Origin of the sequence: Streptomyces sp. MBT53 (genome assembly GCF_016654115.1) — a bacterium.
Lineage (GTDB): Bacteria > Actinomycetota > Actinomycetes > Streptomycetales > Streptomycetaceae > Streptomyces.
Genome location: NZ_JAEQAZ010000041.1, coordinates 44,527 through 55,000 on the forward strand (window position 1 = coordinate 44,527; position 10,474 = coordinate 55,000).

At 69.6% G+C, this 10,474-nt stretch carries 7 protein-coding genes and 2 pseudogenes; 3 read left to right on the forward strand and 6 right to left on the reverse strand.

Features of this window, described 5'->3' with window-relative positions; translation table 11 throughout:
* Positions 1-132: 132 nt before the first annotated feature.
* Genes JHN45_RS17415 through JHN45_RS17425 form a run of 3 tightly spaced genes read right to left on the reverse strand, consistent with a single transcriptional unit; the run spans position 133 to position 3,522 of the window.
* On the reverse strand, positions 133-882 hold the full coding sequence (locus JHN45_RS17415) for a succinate dehydrogenase/fumarate reductase iron-sulfur subunit (RefSeq protein WP_201049655.1): 750 nt from the start codon (positions 880-882) through the stop codon (positions 133-135).
* Entirely contained in the window at positions 879-2,849 is a 1,971-nt protein-coding gene (locus JHN45_RS17420) for a fumarate reductase/succinate dehydrogenase flavoprotein subunit (RefSeq protein WP_201049656.1), read from the reverse strand. Before JHN45_RS17420 ends, JHN45_RS17415 begins: the two co-directional genes overlap by 4 nt.
* 1 nt (position 2,850) lies before the next feature.
* Complete coding sequence (locus tag JHN45_RS17425) at positions 2,851-3,522, reverse strand: succinate dehydrogenase (protein WP_201049663.1); 672 nt, start codon at positions 3,520-3,522, stop codon at positions 2,851-2,853.
* Between the two features lie 120 nt (positions 3,523-3,642).
* Between JHN45_RS17425 and JHN45_RS17430 the strand changes: the two genes are divergently transcribed.
* Together JHN45_RS17430 and JHN45_RS17435 are read left to right on the forward strand one after the other, a co-directional pair.
* Complete coding sequence (locus tag JHN45_RS17430; RefSeq protein ID WP_200709151.1) at positions 3,643-4,524, forward strand: LysR family transcriptional regulator; 882 nt, start codon at positions 3,643-3,645, stop codon at positions 4,522-4,524.
* Between the two features lie 44 nt (positions 4,525-4,568).
* Positions 4,569-5,723, forward strand: coding sequence for a PQQ-binding-like beta-propeller repeat protein (locus JHN45_RS17435; RefSeq protein WP_201049657.1), 1,155 nt, complete (start codon positions 4,569-4,571; stop codon positions 5,721-5,723).
* A 12-nt stretch (positions 5,724-5,735) separates the two neighbouring features.
* Here the strand turns inward: JHN45_RS17435 and JHN45_RS17440 are convergent, their stop codons facing one another.
* The 3 genes and pseudogenes from JHN45_RS17440 to JHN45_RS17450 form a co-directional block, all read right to left on the reverse strand.
* Entirely contained in the window at positions 5,736-7,880 is a 2,145-nt protein-coding gene (locus JHN45_RS17440) for a bifunctional diguanylate cyclase/phosphodiesterase (protein WP_200709152.1), read from the reverse strand.
* Entirely contained in the window at positions 7,877-8,689 is an 813-nt protein-coding gene (locus JHN45_RS17445) for an SAM-dependent methyltransferase (protein ID WP_201049658.1), read from the reverse strand. The genes JHN45_RS17440 and JHN45_RS17445 overlap by 4 nt, the downstream gene beginning before the upstream one ends.
* A gap of 338 nt (positions 8,690-9,027) precedes the next feature.
* A pseudogene (locus JHN45_RS17450) lies at positions 9,028-9,940 on the reverse strand (SCO0930 family lipoprotein).
* A gap of 320 nt (positions 9,941-10,260) precedes the next feature.
* Between JHN45_RS17450 and JHN45_RS17455 the strand changes: the two are divergent.
* Positions 10,261-10,474: pseudogene (locus JHN45_RS17455) on the forward strand (hypothetical protein); the annotation flags it as partial.

Genomic DNA, 10,474 nt, shown 5'->3' on the forward strand with positions numbered 1-10,474 from the left:
GCGCAGCCTACCGAGCGCCACGATGCCTGGCGGGACCGGGGATGAGCACCACTCCCGGTCCCGCCCGTCCGCATCTTGTCGGCGAACGTTCTTGTCCCGTAAGGGAGTTCGTGCGGGTGTAGATACGGCTGTTCAGCGCTTGGCGACCTTGCGCGTGGCGCGCAGCCACTCCTTGTTCATGCTGGTGATGGAGACCAGCGGGATGCCCTTCGGGCAGGCGGTGGCGCACTCGCCGGCCAGGGTGCAGCCGCCGAAGCCTTCATCGTCCATCTGCGCGACCATGTCGAGGACGCGGGTCTCGCGCTCGGGGGCGCCCTGCGGGAGGACGTTGAGGTGGTTGATCTTGGCGGAGGTGAACAGCATCGCCGCGCCGTTCGGGCACGCGGCCACGCACGCCCCGCAGCCGATGCACTCGGCGTGCTCGAAGGCGAAGTCGGCGTCCGGCTTCGGCACCGGTGTGGCGTGGGCCTCGGGGGCCGCGCCCGTCGGCGCGGTGATGTAACCGCCGGCCTGGATGATCCGGTCGAAGGCCGAGCGGTCCACCACGAGATCCTTGACGACCGGGAACGCCGAGGCGCGCCACGGCTCGATGTCGATCGTGTCGCCGTCCTCGAAGGACCGCATGTGGAGCTGGCAGGTGGTGGTGCGTTCCGGGCCGTGCGCGTCGCCGTTGATGACAAGGCTGCACGCGCCGCAGATGCCCTCGCGGCAGTCGTGGTCGAACGCGACCGGGTCCTCGCCCTTGAGGATGAGTTCCTCGTTGAGGGTGTCGAGCATCTCCAGGAACGACATGTCGCTGGAGATTCCGTCCACTTGGTAGGTGGACATGGCGCCTTGGGCGTCGGCGTTGCGTTGCCGCCAGACGCGCAGGGTGAGCTTCATGCGTAGCTCCGCTGAGTGGGGTGGACGTACTCGAAGACCAGGTCTTCCTTGTGCAGCACGGGAGATGAGCCCGTACCGGTGAACTCCCAGGCGGCGGCGTAGCCGAACTCCTCGTCCCTGCGCGCCGCTTCGCCGTCCGGGGTCTGCGACTCCTCGCGGAAGTGGCCGCCGCAGGACTCGGCGCGGTTGAGCGCGTCGAGGCACATCAGCTCGGCGAGTTCGAGGTAGTCGACGACGCGGTTCGCCTTCTCCAGCGACTGGTTGAACTCCTCGCCGGTGCCCGGGACCTTGATCCGCCGCCAGAACTCCTCGCGGATCTGCGGGATCCGCTCCAGCGCCTTGCGCAGTCCGCTGTCGGTGCGGGCCATTCCGCAGAACTCCCACATGAGTTCGCCGAGTTCACGGTGGAAGGAGTCCGGGGTACGGTCGCCGTCCACTGCCAGCAGCAGGTTGATGCGGTCCTCGGTCTCGGCCAACACCTCCTGCACGGCGGGGTGTTGGATACCGATCTCCTCGTGCCCGGGGTGCCGCGCGAGGTAGTCGTTGATGGTCGCCGGGAGGACGAAGTAGCCGTCGGCGAGGCCCTGCATCAGCGCGGAGGCGCCGAGCCGGTTGGCGCCGTGGTCGGAGAAGTTGGCCTCGCCGATCGCGAACAGGCCCGGGATGGTGGTCTGGAGGTCGTAGTCGACCCAGAGGCCGCCCATCGTGTAGTGCACGGCGGGGTAGATCCGCATGGGGACCGTGTACGGGTCCTCGGCGGTGATCCGGGCGTACATGTCGAAGAGGTTGCCGTACTTCTCCTCGACGGCCTTGCGGCCCATCCGCGCGATGGCGTCGGCGAAGTCGAGGTACACGCCCTGGCCTCCAGGGCCTACTCCCCTGCCCTCGTCGCAGACGTTCTTCGCGGCGCGGGAGGCGATGTCGCGGGGCACCAGGTTGCCGAAGGACGGGTAGATGCGCTCCAGGTAGTAGTCGCGCTCGTCCTCGGGGATCTGGTTCGGCGGGCGCTCGTCACCCTTCGCCTTCGGCACCCAGATCCGGCCGTCGTTGCGCAGCGACTCGCTCATCAGGGTCAGCTTGGACTGGTGCTCGCCGGTGCGCGGGATGCAGGTCGGATGGATTTGCGTGAAGCACGGGTTGGCGAAGAGCGCGCCGCGCCGGTGGGCCCGCCAGACGGCGGTGGCGTTGGAGTTCATGGCGTTCGTCGACAGGTAGAAGACGTTGCCGTAGCCGCCGCTGGCGAGGACGACGGCGTCCGCGAAGTAGGTGTCGATACGGCCGCTGATGAGATCGCGGGCCACGATCCCGCGTGCCTTCCCGTCGATGACGATCAGGTCGAGCATCTCGGTGCGCGGGTGCATCTCGATGTTCCCGGCGGCGATCTGCCGGGACAGCGCCTGGTAGGCGCCGAGGAGGAGTTGCTGCCCGGTCTGGCCGCGGGCGTAGAAGGTGCGGGACACCTGGACGCCGCCGAAGGAGCGGGTGTCGAGCAGGCCGCCGTACTCCCGCGCGAACGGCACGCCCTGCGCCACGCACTGGTCGATGATCTCCACCGAGATCTGCGCGAGGCGGTGGACGTTGGACTCGCGGGCCCTGAAGTCGCCGCCCTTGACGGTGTCGTAGAAGAGGCGGTGGACGGAGTCGCCGTCGTTGCGGTAGTTCTTCGCCGCGTTGATGCCGCCCTGGGCGGCGATGGAGTGGGCGCGGCGCGGGGAGTCCTGATAGCAGAACTGGACTACGTGGTAGCCCTGTTCGGCGAGTGTGGCGCCCGCGGAGCCGCCCGCGAGGCCGGTGCCGACGACGATCACCGTGTGTTTGCGCCGGTTGGCGGGGTTGACGAGTTTGGCCTCGAAACGGCGGGTGTCCCAGCGCTCGTTGATGGGGCCGGTGGGCGACTTGGTGTCGGTGACGGGTTCGCCGGTCGTGAAGTCCGCGTATTCAAGGGCGATTTCAGCTTCAGGGGCCATTTCAGCTCACCACTCCGGTCATGACGCCCACGGGCACGGCGATGAAGCCGGCGGCGAGCAGCAGTGCGAGGACATTGGCTGTCGTCTTCAGGGCGCGGTCGCGGCTGCGGCTGCCCGCGCCGAGGGTCTGGGCCGCGCTCCAGAAGCCGTGCCGGACGTGCAGGCCGAGGGCGAGCATCGCGACGATGTAGATGGTGTCGCCGTACCAGGTGGAGAAGGTGTCCACGACGTTCTGGTACGGGTGGCCCTCCTGGAAGCCGCCGGAGTGCACGGTGCCGGTCGTCAGGTCGAGGATGTGCCAGACGATGAACAGGGCGAGGATGATCCCGCCCCAGCGCATGGTGCGGGTGGCGTAGGTCGCCCGGGGTTTCTTGTGCACGTACTTGCTGGGGCGCGCTTTGATGTCGCGGCGGCTGAGCTGGTACGCGGAGACGGCGTGCGCGACCACGGCGACGACGAGGACGATCCGGATCAGCCAGAGCGTCCACTCGTAGTGCATGAAGGGCTCGCCGACGGTGCGCAGCCAGTGGGCGTAGTGGTTGAACTCCCCCGCGCCGAAGAAGATCTTCAGGTTCCCGATCATGTGGACGACCAGGTACAGCAGCATGATCAGGCCGCTGACCGCCATCACTGTCTTCTTGCCGACGGAGCTGTCCCACACCGTGCGCGCCATCGACGGCCGTCGGTCCGTCCGCGTTGCCAGAGCCATGTCTACGGACGTTAGGCGGCGGGAGGTCGATCGGTCCAAGACATGATCCGCCTGGATTCCATAGGCTACGACTATCATGGCTGCATGCAGTTCCAGCAGCTCCAGTACTTCGTGGCCGTCGCCGAGACCCGGCACTTCACCCGGGCCGCCGATCTCGTCCATGTCGCCCAGCCCTCGTTGTCCCAGCAGATCAAGGCGCTGGAGCGGGAGTTGGGGGCCGATCTGTTCCTGCGGGCGCGGGGCAACATCACGCTCACCGACGCGGGCGAGGCGCTGCTGCCGCTCGCGCGCCGCATCCTGGCGGACGCGGACACGGCCCGGCACGAGGTTCTCGAACTGGTCCAGCTGCGCAGCGGCCGGGTCCGGCTGGGCGCGACCCCGAGCCTGTGCACGGGCCTGCTGCCGGACGTGCTGCGCGCCTTCCACGACCGCTATCCGGGCATCCGGCTGCTGATCGAGGAGGGCGGTTCGCACGATCTCGTACGCGAACTCGCGCGCGGCGCCCTGGACTTGGCCCTGGTGGTGCTGCCGCTGCCCACCCCGTCTCCGGCGCTGACCACGGTGGAGCTGCTGCGCGAGGACCTGGTGGTGGTGTCGTCACCGGAGGCGCCGGTGCCGGGGCGTGGGCGTACGGTCCGGATCGCCGATCTGGAGGGCGAGCGTCTGGTGATGTTCCGGCACGGCTACGACCTGCGCGAACTGACCGTCGCCGCGTGCCGCGCCGAGGGCTTCGAGCCCGACTTCGCGGTGGAGGGCGGCGAGATGGACGCGGTCCTCGGCTTCGTACGGGCGGGGCTCGGCGTCGCCGTAGTCCCGCGCATGGTGGCGACGAAGTCCGGGCGGGGGCTGCGGGTGACCCCGCTGGCGCGGCCCGGGCTGCACCGCACGATCGCGCTCGCGCATCGCAGCGATGTGGCTCCGCCGCGGGCCGCCAGAGAACTGCAGCGGATGCTGCTGGAGCGCTGACCGTCCGTACGATGAACCCTTCGCGTACGAGGGGGGAACCAGGAATGCGGAGAACATGGCCGGTCGGGGTGGCCGTGCTCGGGTTGATACTCGCGGGCTGTACCGGCGCCTCCCACGCCGACTCGGGGTGGCGGGCGTGGACCGCGTCCTACTCCAAGGAGGGGGGTCGCTGCGAGGCGGCGGCTCATCTGGTCGTGTGCCGCACCGGTTCCGGTGGCTTCGTCGGGCGGTCGCAGGCCACCGGCAAGGTCAAGTGGACCGTCCCTCCGGCCGAGGGCGGCAAGGACGCCGACCTTGTCGTCGACTCGTCCGCCGAACGGGCCGTGACCAGCTCCGGCGCGACACTGCGCGCGGCCGATCTGCGCACGGGCAAGGCCGCGTGGACGCGTCAGCTGACCTACGGCTCGGCCTTCCCGGTGGTCATCAGGGTGGCGGGCGGGACCGTCTACGTGCTCGAGTCCCCGACGGAGGGCACGAAGGTCATCACCCTCGCCGCCTTCCGGGTGTCCGACGGGAAGCCGCTGTGGCACCGCGGCGTCGCGGCGGATCCGTACGGGGACATGGCCGTCTTCGGGGGCCGCGTCTACACCAGCGACGGCACCGAGGTCACCGCGCGCGACACGCGTACCGGCGACACCGTGGCGACCAGTCCCCAGGGCGTCGAGTGCGACTACCTCATCACCGGCGGCCACTACCTCGTGTGCACCGGCAGCCCGTACTCCGCGGAGGACACCTTTCCGCCGCTCCGGCGCCTGGACCCGGACACGCTCCGGCCGTTGAAGACGGCCGAGGACACGGGGGACAAGCCCGAGCGCGGTGTGATCTCGTCCGACGGTGTGCTCGTGCTGTACGAGGACAGCGCGGAGGACCCGGGCGCCGGCTCCTGGAACGCGTACGACCTCGTCCACCCCAAGAGGCTGTGGAGTTACGACAACACCACGGAGGAGGCCGAGTTGGCGGGTGACCGGTTCCTCACCTTCACCCAGGGCAACGACGACGCCGTCCGGGACCGGGTGATCTCGATCGACCTGCGCGCCGGTCCGAAGGGGACCGGCGACGCCGCGCCGCACCTGTCCCCGCGGTACTCACAGGCGAGGGGCGGGGAATACCCCAGGCTCGCCGTGCCGGGCGGCGACCCTGACCATGTCGTCGTGCAGGCGGGCACCCATCGCAGCCTGCGGTCGATCCCGCTGCCCTGAGGCAGCGGTCGCTCAGCCCGTCGCGTCGACCAACGCCAGATCGTGCAGCCGCTCCGGCGGGCCGGGGCGGGCGTAGTACCAGCCCTGGGCCGTGTCGCAGCCGAGTATCCGCAACTGCTCGGCCTGCGCTCCCGTTTCGACGCCCTCGACCGTCACCGCGAGGTTCAGGCTGTGGGCGAGGGAGACGATGCCCTCGACGATCTTGAGGTCGACGGGGTCGGCCGGGAACTGCTGCATGCCCTGGGTGAAGGAACGATCCAACTTGAGGATGCTCACCGGCAGGCGGCGGAGGTTGGCGAGGTTCGAGTAGCCGGTGCCGAAGTCGTCGAGGGCGATGTCGACGCCCATCTCGGCGAGGCGCCGTAGCGGCTTGAGGAGGTCGTCGTCGGCGCCGATGAGCGCGGACTCGGTGACCTCCAGGCAGAGCGCGTCGGGGCTGACGCCGGCGCGCTCCAGGATGTCTACGGTGTCCTGCACCAGGCCGGGGTGGCTGAGCTGGCAGGGCGAGAGGTTGACGTTGATGCGCAGCGGGCCGGTGGCGTCGTTGCCGCCGTGTCGTTCCTGCCACTGCTTGGCCTGCCGGACGGACTGGTCGAGGACCCAGCGGCCCAACGGCACGATGAGACCGGTGTGTTCGGCGAGCGGGATGAACCGGTCGGGGCCCAGGACGCCGTGCTGCGGGTGCAGCCAGCGGACCAGGGCCTCGGCGCCGCGCACGCTGCCGTCGCCGAGGTGGACCAGCGGCTGGTACTCGATGAAGAACTCGTTGCGGTCCAGGGCGGCCGGGAGTGCCGTCGTCAGACCGTGGCGCGTGATGGCGCGGGCGTCGGCCTCGGGGTCGGCGAGTTCGAAGCGGTTGCCGCCCGCCGACTTGGCCCGGTACATCGTGATGTCGGCGCTGCGCAGCACCTCCGCCGGACCGCGCTCGCCGGCCGGTCCCTCGACGATGCCGATGGAGCCGCGCACGGTGAGGTCACGGCCGTCGATGCTGACGGGGGTGATCAGCGCGTTCATGATGCGGCCCGCGAGCTCGTCGACCTCGCGCTCGGTGTCGGGGCCCGTGGTCAGCGCCACGAACTCGTCGCCGCCGAGCCGGGCGACCATCTCGCCGGGCGCGGTCGCGCAGGACTGGAGCCGGTCGGCGACCTCGACGAGCAGCCGGTCGCCGGCCGCGTGGCCGAGGCTGTCGTTGATGGTCTTGAAGCCGTCGAGGTCGAGGTAGCACAGCCCGAACCGCTGGTTCTCGCCCGCGCCGAGCGCCTTCTCCAGGCGTTCGAAGAACAGGGTGCGGTTGGGGAGGCCCGTGAGGGCGTCGTGGGTCGCCTCGTAGCGCAGCCGCAGGTTGAGCAGCCGCCGCTCGGTGGTGTCCTCCATGAGGGCCAGCTGGTACTGCGGGTTGCCGTCGGCGTCGCGCAGCAGGGAGACGGTGAGGTTGGTCCACAGGACCGTTCCGTCAGGTCGGTAGAACGCCTTCTCGACGTGGTAGTGCTCGCGTTCGCCGCGGACGAGTTCGTCGTAGAGGGTCCAGGTCTGGGGCGCGTCGTCCGGGTGGGTCCACTCGCGGACGTTGCGGCCGCCCATGGTCTGGTCGGAGATCCCGAACATGCGCAGCAGCGCGCCGTTGACCTGGAGGATGTTGCCTTCGAGGTCGGCCATGCCGATTCCTATGGCCGCGCCCTCGAAGACCGCGCGGAAGCGGGCCTCGGTCGCGTGCAGGGCCTGGGCGACGACACCCTGGGCCTGGAGGGCGGCCACCGAGATGGCCTCCTGCTCGGCGAGGGTGCGCTCGCGCAGCTCCTGGGCGAAGCCGGCGGCCATGGCGTGCTGGAGGCGGGCCGAGCGGATCCGCAGATCCTCCTGGGAGCCGTCGCCGCCGCAGTAGAGCACCAGGTAGGCGTCGACGCACTCCAGGGTGCGGCTGAGGGCGTCGGGGTCGGTGCAGTGCGCGGCGACGAGGGCGGCGCCGACCTGTTTGCCCTCCTCGGCCTCGAAGGTCCGGGCGCGCAACGCGTCGCTCAACCGCCGCGCCAGCGGCAGGAGCAGCTCCTCGAACTCCGGGCGGGTCAGCGAGGTCGAGGTCGCCGGGAACACCGCCCGGCTCCAGATGGTCGCGAACCTGCGCAGTCTGTCCTCCGGCCCGTCCGGCTCCGCGATCACGCCGTGCGTCCTACGCCGGCGAATCCGGAGAAGGAATACGGATCCTCGTCCTCCGGTGCGGTGTCGGGCCGCCAGTCCGGCATCGGCACCAGTCCGGGTTCCACCATGTCGTACCCCTCGAAGAACCGCGCGATCTCGTCGCGCGAGCGCATGATCAGCGGATTGCGAATGTCCTTGTACACGTCGACCGCGCCCTCCGCCCGCTCCGGTGGCAACGGGATTCCCTCGTACGAGGCATGGGTGAGGATCAGCAGGCTGCCGGGCGCGAGTGCGTCGCGCAGCTGTGCCACCGCTCCGTACGGGTCGTCCACGTCTTCCACGAAGTGCAGTATGGCAACGAGAAGCAAGGCCACTGGCCGATTCACGTCGATCAGGCGCTGAACCTCGGCGCTCGCCAGGATCTCCTGGGGCTTGCGGAGGTCGGCCGCGACGACGCCCGCGGTCTCGTTGCCGGCCAGCACGGCCTGGCTGTGCGCGACCGCCACCGGGTCGTGGTCGACGTACATCACATGGGCGCCGGGGCTGGCCTCCTGGGCCACCTCGTGGACGTTTCCGAAGGTGGGAATTCCGGAGCCGATGTCGAGGAACTGGGTGATGCCCTCGGCCGCCGCGAAGCGGACGGCGCGACGCATGAACGCCCGGTTCGCCTGCATGATCTTGGGAAGTCCCGGGAGGAACTCCATGGCCTTGCGGGCCGCTTCCCGGTCGACCTCGAAGTTGTGCGAACCGCCCAGGTAGTAGTCGTAGATACGCGAAACGCTCGGCACCGAGATGTCGATGCTTCGTGGTGCCCAGGCGGGACGCTCCATGTATCTCTCCAAGGCGTAGGCGATCCGGTGTTCGAGCTGAGGCTACTGATCGCCCGCCAAAGGAGCGAGCGGAAACGGAAATTGACCGTCCGTTCCCGGTCACTGCCTGCGGCACGTGCCGAATTGACGTGCGGGGACACGCGGAGAGGCGCGCAGAATGCCGGAATTGGCGTAAGGGAAATGCCAAAGCGGCCCGCCCCCTCCGTGCGGTGCGGAGGGGGCGGACCTGTCGTCGTACGCGCTGCTGTGTTCGGCACTCTTGTCGCTTGCCCGCGTCCCTCCCTTCCGCGTATCCGTTGCCGAGTGGGCGGGGGCGATCAACCCTGGGGAGGTTCTCGCTACGCCGCGGGCGCGCCGACCGCTTTCCCTTCAGGGGAGACGGCGTACCAAGTGCCGCCCACGCCCTGACCGTTGGTCTGTCCGGCGGCCGTGTCACCGGAGAAGGTGTAGATCGGCCAGCAGTCGACGGTCATCTGCTTGGCGCCGTCGGACCGGGTGAAGCCCATGAGGCCCTTCTTCTCGACGCCCTTGGTGTCGTTCGCCGAGACGATCCCGACGGCCGGCCACTTCTCCGCGCAGGCACCGACGCAGTTCGAGACGGACTTGGGCCATGCCTTGTCCTTGAGGAAGCGGTAGACCGTGTGGCCGTTCTTGTCGACGACGATGTCACCGAGCTTGGCGTCCTTGCGGACGGAGAGGCCGGGCAGCGAGGCGAGGGTCGCCTTCTTGCCGTCGGGGGCGAGCGCGTACCACTTGCCGCCCACGCCCTGGCCGTTGACGTCACCGGCGTTGACGTCCTTGGCGTAGCGGTAGGCGGGCCAGCCGCCGATGGTCAGCTGCTTGGTGCCGTCCGTGCGGGTCACCTCGCCGATGAGGGACTTGTCGATACCGGCACCGGCGGTGGCGTCGTCGGCGGGAACCGGCGGCCACGCGGTGGCGCAGTCGCCGTCGCAGTTCGACTTGGGGGGATTGGCCGTGTCGGCGTCGAAGCGGTAGAGGGTGAGACCCGCTCCGTCGCTCAACACCTTGCCGAGGTCGGGGTTGTTGGCAACGGTCAGCTGGCCCGCGGGCTCGGCCGCCGCGGCCTGCTGGCCGTCGGCTCCGTAGCCGTTGCCCGCGGCGCTGGGGCTCGACGTAGCGGCGCCGGTAAACGCTGCCATAACCTCCGGCCGCCGCCGTGGCACCGACGTTCTGTGCCGCAGAGGAAGGTGTGGTCACATTTTCCGAACCGCACGCCGCCGTCAACGCCATGACGGACACGGCCGTCGCCGCGAGTGAGGCGCTCCGCCAGGAGGTCTTCATCGTCAACTCCCCATAATCACCTGGATGTTGCAGCGCCCGTCTGTGCCGCCGCACGGTCCTAGGTACGGGTGGGGACCACGGAAGTGTTCAACGGCCGCAGAAAAATCTTTCCGACTCCTGTGTCACGGCAGCCACTTCGCATGTACGTACGCATCCGGCCACCTCCGGGACCCGGTTCGTCAAACCGCCGTACAGCGCCTTCCACTCCTTCGGGGCATTCCTTCCGCGCCCCGGCGCGCCCGGGCCCGCGAGGCTTCATGATCTGCGTCGTGCATGGACCCGAACCGACCCGAACCGCCCTCGCCGCAAGGGTGTTGACCCTGGTGACGCTGACCTGGCTGCTGGCGGGCGCACCGGCGGGCCTGGCAGCGGCCGACGCGTGCGCGTACGCCTCGACGGGGCCGGACGGCACGGAGGCGGTGGCGGTCGCCGGCAGCGGCTCCTGGCCGACGCCCCCGGCCTGCGAGAAGCCGACCCCGAAAC

Bases quoted from the DNA above. Each gene is read 5' to 3' on its own strand.
- JHN45_RS17415 (WP_201049655.1), bottom strand. From the start codon at position 882: ATGAAGCTCACCCTGCGCGTCTGGCGGCAACGCAACGCCGACGCCCAA.
- JHN45_RS17430 (WP_200709151.1), top strand. From the start codon at position 3,643: ATGCAGTTCCAGCAGCTCCAGTACTTCGTGGCCGTCGCCGAGACCCGG.
- JHN45_RS17420 (WP_201049656.1), bottom strand. From the start codon at position 2,849: ATGGCCCCTGAAGCTGAAATCGCCCTTGAATACGCGGACTTCACGACC.
- JHN45_RS17445 (WP_201049658.1), bottom strand. From the start codon at position 8,689: ATGGAGCGTCCCGCCTGGGCACCACGAAGCATCGACATCTCGGTGCCG.
- JHN45_RS17425 (WP_201049663.1), bottom strand. From the start codon at position 3,522: ATGGCGCGCACGGTGTGGGACAGCTCCGTCGGCAAGAAGACAGTGATG.
- JHN45_RS17435 (WP_201049657.1), top strand. From the start codon at position 4,569: ATGCGGAGAACATGGCCGGTCGGGGTGGCCGTGCTCGGGTTGATACTC.